The 16,395-nt window shown below is 68.5% G+C and carries 14 protein-coding genes and 2 pseudogenes; 4 read left to right on the plus strand and 12 right to left on the minus strand.

Features of this window, described 5'->3' with window-relative positions; genetic code table 11:
• Nucleotides 1–16: 16 nt before the first annotated feature.
• Nucleotides 17–946, minus strand: coding sequence for a glycine--tRNA ligase subunit alpha (locus ACZ5PO_RS35915; RefSeq protein WP_464187529.1), 930 nt, complete (start codon nt 944–946; stop codon nt 17–19).
• Between the two features lie 465 nt (nt 947–1,411).
• Between ACZ5PO_RS35915 and ACZ5PO_RS35920 the strand changes: the two genes are divergently transcribed.
• Nucleotides 1,412–1,645, plus strand: a complete 234-nt coding sequence (locus ACZ5PO_RS35920) for a hypothetical protein (protein ID WP_464187532.1) — start codon at nt 1,412–1,414, stop codon at nt 1,643–1,645.
• A gap of 47 nt (nt 1,646–1,692) precedes the next feature.
• Here ACZ5PO_RS35920 and ACZ5PO_RS35925 read toward each other — a convergent pair whose 3' ends face one another.
• Complete coding sequence (locus tag ACZ5PO_RS35925) at nt 1,693–2,583, minus strand: S49 family peptidase (RefSeq protein WP_464187534.1); 891 nt, start codon at nt 2,581–2,583, stop codon at nt 1,693–1,695.
• A 189-nt stretch (nt 2,584–2,772) separates the two neighbouring features.
• Here ACZ5PO_RS35925 and ACZ5PO_RS35930 point away from each other — a divergent pair, with 189 nt between their 5' ends.
• Nucleotides 2,773–3,225, plus strand: a complete 453-nt coding sequence (locus tag ACZ5PO_RS35930) for a hypothetical protein (protein WP_464187537.1) — start codon at nt 2,773–2,775, stop codon at nt 3,223–3,225.
• Between the two features lie 34 nt (nt 3,226–3,259).
• Here ACZ5PO_RS35930 and ACZ5PO_RS35935 read toward each other — a convergent pair whose 3' ends face one another.
• Nucleotides 3,260–4,036, minus strand: coding sequence for a tRNA1(Val) (adenine(37)-N6)-methyltransferase (locus ACZ5PO_RS35935; protein WP_464187539.1), 777 nt, complete (start codon nt 4,034–4,036; stop codon nt 3,260–3,262).
• 107 nt (nt 4,037–4,143) lie between these two features.
• Nucleotides 4,144–4,374 (minus strand): putative signal transducing protein, encoded by a 231-nt coding sequence (locus ACZ5PO_RS35940; protein ID WP_464187542.1) that lies wholly within the window; start codon nt 4,372–4,374, stop codon nt 4,144–4,146.
• A gap of 115 nt (nt 4,375–4,489) precedes the next feature.
• Between ACZ5PO_RS35940 and ACZ5PO_RS35945 the strand changes: the two genes are divergently transcribed.
• A complete protein-coding gene (locus tag ACZ5PO_RS35945) occupies nt 4,490–5,503 on the plus strand; it encodes a polyprenyl synthetase family protein (protein ID WP_464187544.1) in 1,014 nt (337 codons plus the stop codon).
• 6 nt (nt 5,504–5,509) lie between these two features.
• Here ACZ5PO_RS35945 and ACZ5PO_RS35950 read toward each other — a convergent pair whose 3' ends face one another.
• The 4 genes and pseudogenes from ACZ5PO_RS35950 to fosX all read right to left on the minus strand — a co-directional run.
• The gene (locus ACZ5PO_RS35950) at nt 5,510–6,370 is read right to left on the minus strand and encodes a 4-(cytidine 5'-diphospho)-2-C-methyl-D-erythritol kinase (RefSeq protein ID WP_464187546.1); all 861 of its coding nucleotides are present in this window, start codon (nt 6,368–6,370) and stop codon (nt 5,510–5,512) included.
• Nucleotides 6,371–6,592: 222 nt separating this feature from the next.
• On the minus strand, nt 6,593–8,356 hold the full coding sequence (locus ACZ5PO_RS35955) for a tetratricopeptide repeat protein (RefSeq protein WP_464187549.1): 1,764 nt from the start codon (nt 8,354–8,356) through the stop codon (nt 6,593–6,595).
• Nucleotides 8,357–8,713: 357 nt separating this feature from the next.
• Entirely contained in the window at nt 8,714–10,390 is a 1,677-nt protein-coding gene (locus tag ACZ5PO_RS35960; protein WP_464187551.1) for an electron transfer flavoprotein-ubiquinone oxidoreductase, read from the minus strand.
• A 348-nt stretch (nt 10,391–10,738) separates the two neighbouring features.
• Nucleotides 10,739–11,164, minus strand: a pseudogene (gene fosX / locus ACZ5PO_RS35965) (FosX/FosE/FosI family fosfomycin resistance hydrolase); the annotation flags it as partial.
• A gap of 109 nt (nt 11,165–11,273) precedes the next feature.
• On the opposite strand from fosX, the pseudogene ACZ5PO_RS35970 reads away from it, so the two are divergent.
• A pseudogene (locus ACZ5PO_RS35970) lies at nt 11,274–12,124 on the plus strand (uracil-DNA glycosylase).
• Nucleotides 12,125–12,177: 53 nt separating this feature from the next.
• Here the strand turns inward: ACZ5PO_RS35970 and moaB are convergent.
• The 4 genes from moaB to cydB form a co-directional block, all read right to left on the minus strand.
• The gene (moaB, locus tag ACZ5PO_RS35975; protein WP_464197168.1) at nt 12,178–12,720 is read right to left on the minus strand and encodes a molybdenum cofactor biosynthesis protein B; all 543 of its coding nucleotides are present in this window, start codon (nt 12,718–12,720) and stop codon (nt 12,178–12,180) included.
• 116 nt (nt 12,721–12,836) lie between these two features.
• Complete coding sequence (gene ypfJ / locus ACZ5PO_RS35980) at nt 12,837–13,748, minus strand: KPN_02809 family neutral zinc metallopeptidase (RefSeq protein ID WP_464187554.1); 912 nt, start codon at nt 13,746–13,748, stop codon at nt 12,837–12,839.
• 108 nt (nt 13,749–13,856) lie between these two features.
• Complete coding sequence (locus ACZ5PO_RS35985) at nt 13,857–15,275, minus strand: DUF5939 domain-containing protein (protein WP_464187556.1); 1,419 nt, start codon at nt 15,273–15,275, stop codon at nt 13,857–13,859.
• A gap of 71 nt (nt 15,276–15,346) precedes the next feature.
• Nucleotides 15,347–16,363: a cytochrome d ubiquinol oxidase subunit II gene (gene cydB, locus ACZ5PO_RS35990; RefSeq protein WP_464187558.1), complete on the minus strand. Its 1,017-nt coding sequence runs from the start codon at nt 16,361–16,363 to the stop codon at nt 15,347–15,349.
• Between the last annotated feature and the right edge of the window lie 32 nt (nt 16,364–16,395).

The following is a 16,395-nucleotide window of genomic DNA, read 5'->3' on the forward strand; positions in this document are numbered from 1 at the left end:
CGCGGCGACCGCTCCGTTACCGACCGCCGGCTCCGCCCGCCTCGGTCCGCAGCCAGGCGGCGCCACAGGCCTTGGCCAGTTCGCGCACCCTGAGGATGTAGCTCTGCCGCTCGGTCACCGAGATGACGCCACGGGCGTCGAGCAGATTGAACACATGGCTCGCCTTGATGCACTGGTCGTAGGCCGGCAGCACCATGGCATGGCGGCCGTCCGCGCCCTCCCCCGCGGCCAGGAGGCGTTGGCATTCGTCCTCCGCGTCCTTGAAATGGCGGAACAGCAGGGCGGTATCGGCGTACTCGAAATTGTGGCGCGAGTATTCCTGTTCGGCCTGGAGGAAGACGTCGCCGTAGGTGACCTTGCCGGCGCCCTCGCCGCCGTTGAAGTTGAGGTCGTAGACCCGTTCGACGCCCTGCACGTACATCGCCAGGCGCTCCAGCCCATAGGTCAGCTCGCCCGCAACGGGGGCGCATTCGATGCCCGCGACCTGCTGGAAGTAGGTGAACTGCGACACCTCCATGCCGTCGCACCAGCACTCCCAGCCCAGGCCCCAGGCGCCCAGCGTCGGGCTCTCCCAATCGTCCTCGACGAAGCGGATGTCGTGGAGGGTCGGATCGACCCCGATCGCGGCCAGCGATTGCAGGTAGAGCTCCTGCAGGTCGGGCGGGTTCGGCTTCAGGATCACCTGGAACTGGTAATAGTGCTGCAGACGGTTGGGGTTCTCGCCGTAGCGGCCGTCCTTCGGCCGCCGCGACGGCTGCACGTAGGCAGCCTTCCACGGCTTGGGCCCGAGCGCCCGCAGGGTCGTCGCCGGATGGAAGGTGCCTGCCCCCACCTCCATGTCGTAGGGCTGCAGGATGACGCAGCCGCGCTCCGCCCAGAAGCGCTGCAGCGTGAGGATAAGGCCCTGGAACGAGTGTTGTGGGGCGAGCGGATCGTGAGCGGTCATCTCATGTCTTCGGCTGGCTAAGCAGAATTTCCGAGCCCGCCCGACGGCCGGGCCGAGAAATACCGCAGCATTTGAAAAATCTTAGCCGAAATTTGCGGACCGGAACCGTGTTCCGGTCCGCAAATTTCGGCTTGGGAGGCGCCGGATCAGCGATCCGCTGCGTTCGTAATCGCATCGGGAGCGCTGGCTGCGCCAGGGCCACCCCCGGCGCGGCGGCGCACCCTGATGGCGCGCCCCGCCGAAGTCAAGAATCCCGCCGGCGGCATGCATCCAAAACGGTCCCGCCCGCGTTTATTAACGAAATTCGCCTCCCCGTTAACCATGAGTGTGCCCGGCCACACATCCATGGGACGCGGGAGCGGCCATGCTTAGTTCATCGGCGAGGTCTGACCTCGCGGCGTTTTGCGAAGGTAGACGCCAATGTCTCGTTTCAATCACCCCCGTGCGTCGGTGGCGCGCCCCTCGATGAACACCCGCAACACCATGATTCTGGTGACCATCGTCTCGGCGCTTGCCGCCCTGGCGGTGGTGCAGCTTGTCCCCCATCGCACGTCCAGCCGGCCGGTGCAGCCGGCGCTGGAGACGGCGCCAAGATCGGTCGCCCCGGCGGTCGTCGCCAGCCCGGATCCGGCGTGCAAGCCGGTCGGCGTGAGGATGGTCTACCCGGGCTACGGCGAAGCCTGCTCGTCGGACAGCTAGCGCAGGTCCCGATCAGATGAGCTCATCTGATCGGGTAAGTGCGTGCGCTACAGCCCGTAGCGGGACCAGAGCGCACGCTCGGCCAGCGCCGCCAGCCAGGCGCGTGGATCGACGGCCGCGGTCGCGGCCTCGACCGTTCCGGCGCCGGAGGGGCTCAGCAGCCGCCCCAGTCCGAAGCCCCGGCGCGGCTGGACCAGCCTGAAGCGCACCTCCTCGCCGAAGCGCTCGCGCATCTTGCCGCGCAGGTCGCCGATCCCGTCGATCAGGCCGGATTGCGCCGCTTCGCCGGCCGAAAAGAAGGCGCCGCCGAACAGGCCAGGCGAATCCCGTCGCAACCGCGCGCCTCGCCGGCCCTCGACCAGGCCGATGAAATGCGCATGCACCTCCGCCTGGATCGCCTTCAGCCGCGCCACGTCCTCGGACCGCTCCGGGCGGAAGGGGTCGAGCATGCCCTTGTCGTCGCCCGCCGAATAGACGCGGCGCTCGACGCCGAGCTTCTCCAGCACCCGGTCAAAGCCGAAGCCGGCCGACACGACGCCGATCGAGCCGACGATGGAGGAGGGATCGGCGTAGATCTCGTCGGCCGCGATTGCCAGCATATAGCCCCCCGAGGCCGCCACATCCTCGGTGAAGGCGACGACGGGCACACCCTTCTCCGTCGCAAGGCTGCGGATGCGCTGGAAGATCGCATGCGATTGGGCGGCCGAGCCCCCCGGCGAATTGATCAGGAGGGCGACGGCGCTCAATCGCTTGGGCGCGAAGGCGGTCTCCAGCAGCGGTGCCAGCGAGGCCAGGGTCAGCGAACTGCGGAACGGCGAGGCCATGCCGATGGGGCCATGCAGGCGGACCACCGAGACCAGCGGCCTGCCGCGACCGAACCATCGCGACGGCAGCAGATTGGCGAGGGGCTTGAACCGGGACGGGGCAGCTTCGGGCATCGCGACGACATAGGCACGCAGGATTGAATGGACAAGCCGGCACTCCGTCTGAAAGGTCTTCGGTGGCCCGATCGGAACGTATCGTCAGAGTGCTGAGTTCAGGCTGAACCGAGTGCGTGCTATGATGTATTTCTGATACAGGGTGCCCAAACTTGACGGGTCGTTCGCCCATCCGCGCAGGAGGAAGCGATGATTGTCACTCGAGTTCGCCGTGCTCTCACAGCGCGGCCGGTCCGCCGCCTGATGGCCGCCCTCTTCGTCACCATCTCGCCCGTTGCCATCGCGTCGCTCGGAGTGACGCCGGCCGCGGCTCTTCCAGCGGCGACCGGAGCCAACGCGCCAAATGCTGCGGCAACGGCCGCCGCTCCACAGATCGACTCGGCCTATTGGGTGGTGAGACGGCGCTACTATCGCCGCGTCTACTGGCATCGGCCGGTGTATTATTACCGGCGCCCGGTCTACTACCGGCCCGCTGTCTATTATCGGCGGCCCGTCTACTATCGCCGACCTGTCTACTACCGCCGGCCCGTCTACTATCGGCGCGTATACTGGCGGCGTCCGGTCTACTATCACCGTGGGTTCTATCATCGCCGCTACTATCATCGCGGCTGGGGCGGCCGTCATTGGCACCGCCGCTGGTGACGCCATAGGCTGAAGCGCCTTTTTTCACCGCGCCTCAGCCGCAGGGCTCCGGGAGAAGGCCGGCGTGCAGCGCGGCGGCCTCTTCGGTAAAGCTCCCGTCCGCTTCGTGGAGCACCAGCGCCGGCATGATGGTTATGCCGGCGCGGCTGCCTTTACGACCCGCCACCAGCACGCGGATGGCCGGCGCATCGCGGCGCGGATGGACCGGCCTGATGCGCAGGTCACCGAAGCGGCCGGCCGCTGCCGCCAGGATCTCGCCCAGCGCCGCGGCCCGATGGATCATCACCAGATGAGCGCCAGGCGCCGCAAGGTCGTTCGCCGTCCTCAGCCAGCGGGCCAGCGGCGCGGCTCCGACCGCTTCGCCGAACACGTGGGCCGCACTGCGGCCCTCGCCCGGTGAGCGACGCACCCGCCCCGCCTCGAACCACGGCGGATTGGTGACGATGCAATCGGCAGTGCCACGCCCGAGCCCGGCCGCGGCACGGCTGGCGCCCGAGGCCAGCACATCGGCCTCGACCACCCGGACACGGTCGGCCAAGCCATTGGCGGCGGCATTGCTGCGGCACAACGCCGCCAGCTCCGGGCTCAGCTCGACCAAGGTCACCGCGGCCCGGGGCAGCAGACGGGCGGCGGCAAGGCCGACGAGGCCTGCCCCCGCACCGAGATCGATCAGCCGCGCCGGCGCCAGGCTCACCGCCTGCATGGCGGCGAGCACACCGTCCGTGCCGCCGCGGTGATGGCCCTTGCGGAACTGCGAGAGATGGAGGCGGCCGGCGAGAAAGGCGTCTCGGGACAGGGCGTCTTTAGACACGGGGTCTTGGGCCGCGGTATCTTGGGCCGCGGTATCTTGGGCCGCCGCATCTTGGGCCGCCGCATCTTGGGACACGAAGCCCCGCGGCTCGCCGCCCGGCGCCGGGCTCACCGCTTCGCGGCCCGCAACTCCGCCGACAGGCCGGCGTCGGCGAGGATGCTTCGCGCCTCCGCCTCGTCCTCCTGCGCGACCATGAGCCGCCGCGGGAACACGCCGATCGATCCCTCCACCGCGCTCACGTGCGCGTCGGCGACGAAATGCACGATGTCCGCGCCTTCCAGCAGGCTCTGTACGAACCCCATGAGGATCAGGTCGTTGGTGCGCAGCAGCTCGATCATTTGCAATTCGCTGAAACATGGGCGAGTGCAGTATGAAGCCCGTTGCGGGCTTCAGAGGGAATAGGCAACGTGCGGCCGCCCCGGCCGCAGCGCAAGGGGCTCAGAGGAGAGCAGTTTGGGTTTCGTTGCAGTAGGACAGCGCCAGGACGCTCCGGCAAGCATCGAACGGCTCGTCAGCCTGGTTGCCGCCGACATGGAGCGCGTCAACCGGATGATTCTATCGCGGACCGGCTCCGATGTGGCGATGATTCCGGAGGTGGCGAACCATCTCATTTCATCGGGCGGCAAGCGCCTGCGGCCCATGCTGACCCTCGCCCACGCGGCGCTCTGCGGCTACCGCAGCGACGGCCACGTCAAGCTCGCCGCCAGCGTCGAGTTCATGCACAACGCCACGCTGCTGCACGACGATGTGGTCGACGAGAGCGACATGCGCCGCGGCAAGCTCGCCGCACGCATGCTGTGGGGCAACGAGGCGAGCGTTCTGGTCGGCGACTTTCTGCTCGGCCAGGCCTTTCGCATGATGGTGGAGGTCGGCTCGCTCGGTGCCCTGGACGTGCTGTCCACCGCCGCCGCGGTGATCGCCGAGGGCGAGGTCATGCAGCTCTCCGCCGCCAAGAACACCGCCACCACCGAGGCCGATTATCTGGCCGTCATCGGCGCCAAGACGGCGACCCTGTTCGCCGCGGCCTGCGAGGTCGGCCCGATCCTTGCCGGCAGCAGCCCGGCCGAGCGTGCCGCGAGCCGCGCCTACGGCATGAACCTGGGCATCGCCTTCCAGCTGGTGGACGACGCGCTGGACTACGGCGGCACCTCGGCCAATCTCGGCAAGAATGTCGGCGACGATTTTCGCGAGGGCAAGCTGACGCTGCCCGTGGTGCTGTCGCTGCAGCGCGCCGGTGACGAGGAGCGGGCCTTCTGGCAGCGCGCGCTGGAGGCGGGCGAAACCGGCACCGAGCAGCTCGAGCGGGCCATCGGGCTCATGCATGCCAACGGCGCGCTGGCGGACACCAGCGAGCGGGCGCGCGAGTACGGCGGCCTGGCCATCGATGCGCTCGACGCGTTTCCGGATGGGCCGATGAAGCGGGCGCTCGCCGAGACGGTCGAGTTCTGCATCGCCCGCGCCTACTGATCAGCCTCAACGCAAGACTGTCGGCTTCACCCACCACGCCGGCTGCTCGGTCTTGACGACCCGGGCGGCGGCGGCGGCGGCGCGGCAATCGTCGAACAGGCCGAACACCGTCGCCCCAGAGCCCGACATGCGGGCGAGCCGGCAGCCGGGCCGCGCCCGCAACGCCGCCAGCACCTGGCCGACCTGCGGACAGAGCCTCAGCGCCGCAGGCTCCAGGTCGTTGCGCGCCGCAGCAAGCCAGGCCAGCAGCGCAGGCCCTCCCCGCGGCGGCTCCTCCGCGGCCGTTTGGTCCGCGCTGTCGAGCGACGGGGCTGCAAGCTCGCGAAAGACGTCGCGGGTGGCCAGTGCCACGCCCGGGTTGACGAGCACCGCGAACAGCGCCGGCAGGGCGACGGGCGGGCCGAGCTCCTCGCCGATGCCGCGCATCATCCTGGCCTTGGCGGCGAGGCAGACCGGGATATCGGCTCCGGTTCCCCGCGCCGCCTCGTAGACGTCGGGGTGGTCGACAGGCAGCTCATTGGCGGCGGCGAGCAGGCGCAGCGCCGCGGCTGCGTCGGCCGAGCCGCCGCCCAGCCCAGCCGCCACCGGCAACCGTTTGCTGAGCCCGAAGGCGCCGAGGACAAGGCTCGGCCGCCGACGCTGCAAGGCCATCGCAGCTCTGCAAACCAGGTTGTCGCTCGGCGGCCCGGACGCGGCAGCACCAGGCCCGTCGACCTGGAGCGACAGCTCCGGCCCCGGCGTCAGCGTCAGGCAGTCGCCCACGCCGGCGAACGCCACCAGGCTTTCCAGCTCATGGTAGCCGTCGGCGCGGCGGCCGCGCACGTGGAGGGTCAGATTGACCTTGGCAGGAGCACGAGCGCTCAGCACGGCTGGACCGGCCCGCAGATCCCGATAGTGTGGCGAATCCGAAATTCGCACCACCTTGGGGCAGCGCTGGGAGCGAACTTCGGATTCTCAAGCCACACTAGCAACTCTATGACTCTAGTGTGGTTTAATGGATCTGAAGTTCCTGAACATGGATGCCATGCGGGGAGCAGGAACTCAGATCCACCGCACTAGGCGGCCACAGCAAGCCGGGCCGCCCCCGCGTCAGCCGCCGTTGCGGCCAGGCTCGGGCTTCTCGACTTCGGCCGCCGTCGGCGGGGCCGTGTCGGGCATGCCGTTCTCGATCTTCGCCAGGATCTTGGGCAGTTCCTCGGGCTCGGGCGACAGATCGCGCGCGTGGTTCCATTGGAAGCGGGCTTCGAGCCGTCGTCCGACACGCCAATAAGCGTCGCCCAGGTGGTCGTTGATGGTCGGATCGGACGGCTTCAGGTCGATGGCGCGCTCCAGCTCGCGCACCGCGTCGTCGTAGCGGCCGAGGCGATAATAGGCCCAGCCCAGGCTGTCGACGATGTAACCGTCACGCGGCCTGAGCTCGACCGCCTTGCGCAGCATCTGGAAGGCTTCGTCCAGGTTGACGCCCTGATCCACCCAGGAATAGCCGAGATAGTTCAGCACCACCGCCCGCTCGCGCGCCTGGCTGTCCGGCGCCAGATCGAGCGCCTTCTTCAGGTCGGCTTCGGCCTTCGGCCACTGCTTGGCGCGCTCCTCGGCGATGCCGCGGAAGTAGAACAGCGTCCAATGCCGCGGCTCGGGTGTGCCGATGCGCTCGATCGCCTTGGTGTAGACGTCGGCCGACTTCGACCATTCCTTGCGCGACCGGTAGATGGTGCCGAGCGCCGTCAGCGCGTCGGTGTCGTCCGGCCGTTCCTTGACGATCCCTTCCAGGTGCGCGACGGCATCATCGCCGCGGCCGAGCGTCTCCAGATCGATGGCGATCTGCACGTCGGCGGCAGGCCGCATGGGCGAGTCGGCCGGGATCTGCTTGAACACGGCCATGGCCTGTTCGGGCTGCTTCAGCCGCTCCAGGATGTCCGCCAGGGTGACCAGCGCCATCGAATTATGCGGCTGGAGATAGAGCGACAGCTGCAGGTAGATCATGGCGGCGAGCTCGTCGCCCTGTTGGCTGCCGGCCGCACCGAGCCCGTACAGCACTTCGGCACCGCCGTCCTGCACGTCGGCAACGAGCGGCGCCAGCGTCTTGCCCGCCTTGAGCTCGTCGATCGCCTGGCGGATCAACGGGTGGCGGGGCGCCAGCTTGTCGAAGCCCTCGTAGGCCTCGAGCGCGCCGGCCTTGTCGCCAGCGGCCGACAGGTAGCGGCCGTAGGCATCGATGACGCGCAGCGTCGTGCGCTCCTGGGCGTAGGTCGCCTTCATGCGCCGGTCGGCCTCGGCCTTCTCGCGCTCGCCGGCCAGGTTGGCGATCAGGCCGGCGTGATAGTCGCGGAACAGGTTGAAGGCGCTCTCGCCCTTCAGCCGGTCGACGGTCTCGATCGCCTTGGCGTAGTCGCCGCTGCCGGCCCACGACCAGGCGGTCAACAGCGTTGCGGTGATATCCGCGGCCCGGCCGCGCCCACCCTTCTGAAAGTGAGCGCGCGCCTTGGCGTACTGCTTGGCCTTCAGATCGCGAACGCCGAGGGCCAGCTGAGCCAGGCCGTTGCTCGGGTCCCGCGCGATCAGCCGCTCGGCGGCAGGAAAGGCCTCGGTGAAGGAGCCGCTCGCCAGGAACGCGATGAAGGCACGCTCCAGGAGCTCGCGGTTGCGCGGATCACCTCGGAGCGCTTCACCGAAATAGCGCGCCGCTGCTTCGGCGTCGCGTGCCGAGCCGGCCACCACCGCCGCCAGATAATTGCCTTCGACGCTGTCCGCCGGCTCCGGCGGCTTGCCCGCGTCCACCTCGGCGCGGGAGGCCGCGGCCGAATGGCTGAAGGTGAGACTGAGAGCAAGAGCCGTGGCGCTGAAAAGGCGCACAGCCGGGTGTCGATGCCTAAAGAGACGCGTCACGAGCTTCTCGCTGATACCAAGGCGCCACGGTCGCATGAGCGCCTCCGCAGCTCGGTCTGATCGCCCACCATGGCTAATTTGCGATGCTGGAGCAAGCTGAAGCCCTGCCGGCTGCCAGCGCGTGCCGCATCAGATGCGCGGCGCGCCGCGCCGGCCCTCCGGGCCGGATCCACAGTGTCGCCGCTGATTCGCCCGCCTCCCCCACAGCGCTTTCTCCAGCGGAGAGCCTGCCCGATCGCAGCGACGCGCACCGGACCTGCAGCGCGGCGCAGCTCGCCCGATCGGACGGGCGCATCCGACCAGGGAGCATGCTCCGCGCGAGCCTCACATATTGGGGTAGTTCGGCCCGCCGCCGCCTTCCGGCGGCACCCAATTGATGTTCTGGGCGGGGTCCTTGATGTCGCAGGTCTTGCAGTGCACGCAGTTCTGCGCGTTGATGACGAAGCGCGGATCGGTCCGCTTCACCTCGTCGCCGTAGACCACCTCGTAGACGCCGGCCGGGCAGTAGAGGCGTGCCGGCTCGCCGTAGATCGGCAGGTTGGTGCTGATCGGAATCGACGGGTCCTTCAACGTGAGGTGGACCGGCTGGTCTTCCTCGTGGTTGGTGTTGGAGATGAACACCGACGACAGCTTGTCGAAGGTCAGCACGCCGTCCGGCTTGCCGTAGGTGAGCGGCTTCACCTTGTCGATCGGCTTCAGTGAGGCGTAGTCGGGCTTGCCGTGGCCGAGCGTGCCGAACGGCGAGAAGCCGAACAGCTGGTTCATCCACATGTCGATGCCGCCGAGCGGCACGCCGATGCGCGTGCCGAAGCGCGACCACAACGGCTTGACGTTGCGCACCCGGCGCAGGTCGTGGCCGATGTCGGAGCTTCGCCACGCCCTCTCATAGGCGGTGAGCTCGTCGCCCTCGCGGCCTTCGGCCAGCGCCGCGACCACGTGCTCGGCCGCCAGCATGCCCGACAGCACCGCGTTGTGCGACCCCTTGATGCGCGGGACGTTGACGAAGCCGGCGGCGCAGCCGATCAGGGCGCCCCCCGGGAAGACGAGCTTCGGCACGGACTGCCAGCCGCCTTCGGTGATGGCGCGCGCGCCATAGCTCAGGCGCTTGCCGCCCTCGAAGGTGTCGCGGATGAACGGATGCGTCTTGAAGCGCTGGAACTCGTCGAACGGCGACAGCGTCGGGTTCTCGTAGTTGAGGTGGACCACGAAGCCGACGGCGACGAGGTGATCGTCGAAGTGGTAGAGGAACGAGCCGCCGCCGGTGCGGTCCTGAAGCGGCCAGCCGAACGAGTGCTGCACCAGGCCGGGCTTGAACTTCTCCGGCGTGACCTGCCACAGCTCCTTGAGGCCGATGCCGTATTTCTCGTAGTCGGCGTGCTCGCGCAGCTTGAAGCGGGCGGTCAGCTGCTTGGTGAGGCTGCCGCGGGCGCCTTCCGCAAACAGCGTGTACTTGCCGCGCAGCTCCATGCCACGGGTGAACTCGCCCTTGAGCTCGCCGTCGCGCGCAATGCCCATGTCGCCGGTGGCGATGCCGCGCACGGCACCCTTGTCGTCGTAGAGCACCTCGGAGGCGGCAAAGCCCGGATAGATCTCGACGCCGAGCGCCTCGGCCTGGGCGGCCAGATAACGCGCCACGTTGCCCAGGGAGCCGATGAAGTTGCCGTGGTTGTACATCAGCTTGGGCATGGCGAAGTTGGGCAGCCGGATGCCGCCCGCCGGGCCCAGATAATAGAAGCGGTCGTCGGTGACCTCGGTCTTCAGCGGCCGATCGGGATCCTGACGCCAGTCCGGCAGCAACCGGTCGAGGCCGATCGGATCGATGACGGCGCCGGACAGGATGTGCGCGCCGACTTCCGAGCCTTTTTCCACGAGGACGACCGAGATCTCGGTGCCGGCTTCAGCCGCGAGCTGCTTGAGCCTGATCGCAGCCGCAAGGCCCGCCGGGCCGCCGCCGACGATGACGACGTCGTAGTCCATCCCCTCGCGTTCAGGCAGTTCCATCCCCTTCTCCCCTGGATCGGTCATGTAGCGCGCGCCCCGATCCAATCGAATCGAAAGAGCTCGGTAAGCATTGCTGTCGGCACCGGCCGCGCCCCTCAACATGATCTCGGCGTGCGGAAGATGCCCGGTCCGGACGGTTCACTTTTGAACCATTCGACAGCAGCAAACAAGCGCCCGCGCAAACCGGATGGGCGGGGTGGACAGCACGACGCAGCACCCGCCATCATCGGCCGCCACGCCCGCGACGCCGACGTGACGCTCGGGGCCCCAAACCGTCCGGATGCCCACGGTCCGAAGCCGTATGACGCGGCGACAGGCCACGGCCTGACGGTCCGGCGGTTGGTCATCCCGCCGGTAGCGCGCCAGGCGCTCCGGCAGTGTGCCGGTGTGGAGCTCGAACAGATGGTTGTCGTGGTCGTAGAAATAGATCGACCGGCCTTCGCCTTCGACGCGCGGTCGGCTCGCGCGCAGCTCCAGGCCCAGGCTCCGGACACGCGCAAGTCGCTCGTCGTAGTCGGCGTCGGCAATCCTGAAGGCGACGTGGTCGTAGGTGCGGCCGGCAGGCCCCTCGCCTTCCATGACGGCGACCCAGACCGCGGCCGTCTCCTCCCGTGCAGAATCGCCGCCGATCAGAAAAAAGCGCTCCGATGCCAGCGAGAACGCCGCTGCACCGCTGTCGTAGACCTTGCGCGCGTCCAGCACGCCGGTGAGCAGTTGCTCCATCCGGTCCAGGTCGCGGACCATGAAGGTGAGATGGCTGATGCCTGCGATCATCCCGCGGCTCCGTTGTCGTGACGCCCTGCGGCGATCCGGATCGGCCTCGCGCCGGCGGGCGCTCTCGCCTATGGTCCGCGGCCGACGGCGGCAAACTTAGCGGACCACGATGAGCGGTGAGATCGACCGGGCGGCGCTGGAGGCGCTTCTCGCCTTCTACGCGGATGCAGGGGTCGACTGCGCCCTCGACGAGGCGCCCCATGACCGCTTCGCCGAGCCCGACACCGCGCCGCGCGCGGCGCCGCCCGCCGCCACGGCCGCCGCCACCGTGGCTCCGACGCGCCCCCCGACATGGCAGCGCGGCTCCCACCGCAGGCGGCCGGCCCCGAATCGCTCGCCGCGCCGGCCGACGACATGGCCCGCCTCGCCGGCGCCCTCGCCAAGGCGGCGAGCACCATCGAGCAGCTCGAGGCGGCGCTCGCCGGCTTCGACGGCTGCACGCTGAAGCGGACGGCCCGCCAGCTCGTGTTCGCCGACGGCACGCCGACGGCGCGCGTGATGTTCGTCGGCGAAGCGCCCGGCGCCGACGAGGATCGCATCGGCCGGCCGTTCGTCGGCCGTTCCGGCCAGTTGCTCGACCGCATGCTCGCCGCCATCGGGCTGGATCGGACCACGGTCTACATCGCCAACGTGGTGCCGTGGCGGCCGCCGGGAAACCGCACGCCGACACAGCAGGAGGCGGCGATCTGCCGGCCGTTCATCGACCGCCAGATCGAGCTCGCCGATCCCGACATCCTGGTCTGTCTCGGCGGGCCGTCGGCGCAGGCGTTGCTCGGTATCCGCGAGGGCATCCTGAGGGCACGCGGGCGTTGGCAGGATTACGATACGGGCCGCCGCATCATTCGCGGCATCGCCACCCTGCATCCTGCCTATCTGCTGCGCTCGCCGCTGCAGAAGCGCCTCGCCTGGCGCGATTTCCGCGCCATCCGCAAGGCCCTGGCCGAATCGGAAACGGCTTGAGACGAGGGAGCGGCCGGGCTCGACCTGGCCACCGGCCGCGCGACGCAGCGGCCCTACCCGCGGCGCAGGTGCTCGTCCAGCCTCGGCATGATCTCGACGAAATTGCAGGGGCGGTGGCGATAGTCGAGCTGGCTGGCGAGAATGCCGTCCCACGCATCCCGGCAGGCGCCGGGCGAACCGGGCAGCACGAAGATGAACGTGGTGCCGCTCAGGCCGGCGGTCGCCCGCGACTGGATGGTCGAGGTGCCGATCTTCTCATGCGACAGCATGTGGAAGGCGATCGAGAAGCCGTCCATGCGCTTGTCGAACAGCGGCTCGATCGCCTCCGGGGTCACGTCGCGTCCGGTAAAGCCGGTGCCGCCGGTGGTGATGACCACGTCGACCGCCGGATCGGCGATCCAGGCTTTCACCTTGGCGCCGATCAGCGCCGCGTCGTCGGCGACCAGCGCGCGGTCGGCCAGGCGGTGGCCGGCAGCCGACAGCCGCTCGACCAGTGTGTCGCCGGAGCGGTCGTCCTCGAGCGCGCGCGTGTCCGACACCGTCAGGACGGCGATCGACACGGGCAGGAACGGTCGCGTCAGGTCGAGGCGTGCCAGGATCGTTCTCCCTTCGAATGCGCAGGGCCGCGATGCGCGGCCTATGCAGAATTTCCGACCTCCGCGCGCAGGGCGGGCTTGGAAAATTCTGCATCATGTCAAAGTGTTGGTCGAGATTACAGCTGATCGCCGGCCCTGAAGGTATCGCAGGAGTTGATCTGGCCGCTCTTCAGGCCGGTCATGAACCAGCGCGTGCGCTGGGCCGAGGAGCCGTGCGTGAAGCTGTCGGGAATGGCGAAGCCCTGCGACTGCTTCTGCAGCCGGTCGTCGCCGATCGCCGAAGCGGCGTTCATCGCGTTCTCGACGTCACCCTGCTCCAGGAACTTGTATTTCTGGTTGCTGTTGTTGGCCCAGACGCCGGCCAGGCAGTCGGCCATCAGCTCGACGCGCACCGAAAGCGCGTTGCGCCCCGTCTTCGACGACGATTGCTTGGCATCCTCCACCTTGTCGAGAATGCCGAGCAGGTTCTGCACGTGGTGGCCGACCTCGTGTGCCAGGACGTAGGCGTAGGCGAAATCGCCGCCGGCGCGGAAGCGCTGCCGCATCTCCTCGAAGAACGAGAGATCGACGTAGACCGTCTGGTCGAGCGGGCAATAGAACGGGCCCATGGCTGCCTGAGCGGCGCCGCAGCCCGAGCGGGTGGCGCCGCTGAACAGCACCATGCGCGGTTCCCGGTATTGCACATTGGCCTGTGCCGGCAGCACCGCCTTCCACACGTCCTCGGTATTGCCGAGGATCGCCGCGGCGAACTTGCCGGTCTGGTCCTGGGGCGGCGCGCCAGAGGTCTGTGACGGCGCCTGCTGCTGCTGGGACGAGGGGCCGCTGCCGCCGCCGGTGAGGATCTCGGCGCCGCCGATGAGCAGAGCCGGGTTGATGCCGAGCGCCCAGCCGACCAGGCCCAGGATGATGATGGTGCCGATGCCGAGGCCGCCACGGCCGCCGGGGATCATCCCGCCGCCGCCCCCATAGCCGTCGTCGCTCCGTCGGTCTTCGACGTTGCTCGAGGTGCGGAATTCATCCCAGCGCATGGGTCCGTCCTGTGTGATGGAGCGTGCCGTTCGGCCCACAGATAGCAGCCGCGCCGCCGCTTTTGAATAGTTTGAATAGGCCGGACGGGAAGGCGGATGCCTGCGCCTTCAGGGGATCTCGTAGACCGTCATCTCGCCGCCGACGCCACGCAACGCCCGGCGCTGGGCGACGGGCACGAGTCCAGCCTGGGCCAGCAGTTGCGCTGCCTGCGGATGCATCACCACCGGCTCGGTGGCGAAGATCGAGCGTGACACGGCAAAGCCCTGCACGCGCGAGGCGATGTTCACCGTCTGGCCGAAATAATCGAGCCGGTCGTTGAGGGTCACGGCGAGGCACGGGCCCTCGTGCAGCCCCATCTTGAGCAGCAGGTCCTCGCTGCGACGCTCGGCGTTGATCCGGCCCATGGCATCGCGCACCTTGAGGGCGGCGGCGAGCGCATGGTCGGGCGACGGGAACGTCGCCATGACGGCATCGCCGATGGTCTTCACCACCGCGCCGGTCTCCGCCGCCACGATGTCGTTCATCACCTGGAAATGGGCGCGCACGAGGTCATAGGCGACGAGGTCGCCGACCCGGTCATAGAGCTCCGTCGATCCCTTCAGGTCGGTGAACAAGAAGCTCAGGCTGGTGATCTTGAGACGTTGGTCGACCGTGAGCGCGTCGGTCTTGTAGATGTCGCGGAAGGTCTGGTTGGTCAGCAACCGCTTGGCGGTGAGGAAGCGCTTTCGCTTGCCCACCATCTCGTGCAGGTCGTGCCCGGCGATATAGACGCCGGGCAGCACCCGGGTGTCGGTGCGGTTTTCGAGCGTGAGTCGCAGCGGCCCGGGGGCCAGCGTCACCGTGCTGTTGGGCGCCTGCATCCGGTTGAAGACCAGCGACAGCTCGCGCCGCTCGCTGGTCGGCTCGCCCTTCACGTCGATGAACAGGGAAGCGTGCGTGACCGGATCGAAAATGATCAGGAACTCGGGCGGCATGCGCAGGGAGAGGATCGCCTTCTCGCCCGCCGGCAGCTCGACGGAGTCGAGCACGACCTTGTCGATCAGCCGATTGAAGGCCTCGTCGTCGGGCAGGTCGATGCCCGAGCACCAGAACACCTGCCGCTGGTATTCCCAGATCGGCAGGCTATGCGGATCGTGCGCGGCGATGCGCCGGACGCGCGGGCTCACCGTGAAGCTCACCTCGACGACATCGTCGAGGTTGGGCTCGTAGCCGGCAGCACAGAGCGAACAATGGTATTCGGCGCGGTTGAGCGTCTTCAGCGTGGCGTTGGAGTCGAGCACGCCGCCGCAGCCCGGGCAGAGCACGTTCCACGACATGTCGAAGAGGCCGAGCCGCGCCGCGTGCAGGAAGGCGGAGATGGCGCCCTCCTCGTTGATGCCATAGCGGCCCGCGAAGTCCAGCACATTGACGCGATTGAGCTCCCGATCGGAGCCGTCGCGCACGAGCGCCTCGATCGCTGCGGCCGCGTCCGCCGTGGCGGACTGCCGCAGCACCGAAAAGCGGGCCTGGGCCTCAGCGTCGGTCATGCGCGATCATAGCCGAACTGCGCCCCGATGTATCGGCCGAATCGAAGCGCTCCCTCACAATCGGCCGCCAGCTAGTGATACCCCTCCCCCTCCTTCAGGCGGCCACGGAACGTCCAGTAGACGAACACCGAATAGGCCAGGATGAGCGGCAGCAGGAAAATTGTGCCGAGGAGCATGAAGATCTGCGAGGCGGGCGCCGCGGCCGCCTCCCACACCGTCAGCGACGTCGGCACCAGATAGGGGAAATTGGACACGATCAGACCGGCGAAGCAGAGCAGGAAGATGCCGATGGTGCAAACGAACGGCATGAGCACGCCGCCGCCCGCCTCGGCGCGGGCGACGCCGCGCCAGACTCCCAGTCCGAGCAGCGCCGTCGCCACGGGCAGAGGCCACAGGAAGAAGATGTTGGGCGTGGCGAACCAGCGCTCGGCGATGCGCGGCAGCACATAGGGCGTGTACAGGCTCACCGCCGCGGCAAAGCAGGCCACCGCGATGAGCAGCGGCCGCGCCAGCCGGCGGCCGTGCGCGGCGGTTGCGCCTTCGGTGCGCAACATCAGCCAGGTGGAACCCAGCAGACCATAGCCGACGATGAGGCCCAGCCCGCACAGCACCGTGAACGGCGTCAGCCAATCGAACGGCCCGCCGGCGAAGCTGCCGTCGACCACCTTGATGCCTTCCAGCAGCCCACCGAGGATCACCCCCTGGGCGAAGGCCGCGACGATGGAGCCGCCGGCGAAGGCGATGTCCCAGCGGCGGTGGTTGGGCTTGGCGACCCAGCGGAACTCGAACGACACGCCGCGGAAGATCAGCGCCAGCAGCATGACGATGACCGGCAGATAGAGGCCGGGCATGATCACCGCGTAGGCCTTGGGGAAGGCGACCCAGAGCCCGCCGCCGCCCAGGATCAGCCACGTCTCGTTGCCGTCCCAGAACGGCGCGACCGAGTTCATCATCTGGTCGCGCTCGCGCTCGTCGCGCGTGGTCGGGAACAGGATCCCCATGCCCAGGTCGAAGCCGTCGAGGATGACGTAGAGCACGACGGCGGTGCCGATGAGCGCCGCCCAGATGATCGGCAGATACTGTTCCATCGGTTCCGAGCCCTATCGAGTTGCCGGCGAGG

The sequence above is a fragment of the Chelatococcus sp. KU-N122 genome (assembly GCF_055391085.1).

What these genes read in the sequence shown, in the direction of transcription:
- ACZ5PO_RS35915 (WP_464187529.1), bottom strand. Translation starts at nt 946, where the DNA reads ATGACCGCTCACGATCCGCTCGCCCCACAACACTCGTTCCAGGGCCTT.
- ACZ5PO_RS35920 (WP_464187532.1), top strand. Translation starts at nt 1,412, where the DNA reads ATGAACACCCGCAACACCATGATTCTGGTGACCATCGTCTCGGCGCTT.
- ACZ5PO_RS35925 (WP_464187534.1), bottom strand. Translation starts at nt 2,583, where the DNA reads ATGCCCGAAGCTGCCCCGTCCCGGTTCAAGCCCCTCGCCAATCTGCTG.
- ACZ5PO_RS35930 (WP_464187537.1), top strand. Translation starts at nt 2,773, where the DNA reads ATGATTGTCACTCGAGTTCGCCGTGCTCTCACAGCGCGGCCGGTCCGC.
- ACZ5PO_RS35940 (WP_464187542.1), bottom strand. Translation starts at nt 4,374, where the DNA reads ATGATCGAGCTGCTGCGCACCAACGACCTGATCCTCATGGGGTTCGTA.
- ACZ5PO_RS35960 (WP_464187551.1), bottom strand. Translation starts at nt 10,390, where the DNA reads ATGGAACTGCCTGAACGCGAGGGGATGGACTACGACGTCGTCATCGTC.
- ypfJ (WP_464187554.1), bottom strand. Translation starts at nt 13,748, where the DNA reads ATGCGCTGGGATGAATTCCGCACCTCGAGCAACGTCGAAGACCGACGG.
- ACZ5PO_RS35985 (WP_464187556.1), bottom strand. Translation starts at nt 15,275, where the DNA reads ATGACCGACGCTGAGGCCCAGGCCCGCTTTTCGGTGCTGCGGCAGTCC.
- cydB (WP_464187558.1), bottom strand. Translation starts at nt 16,363, where the DNA reads ATGGAACAGTATCTGCCGATCATCTGGGCGGCGCTCATCGGCACCGCC.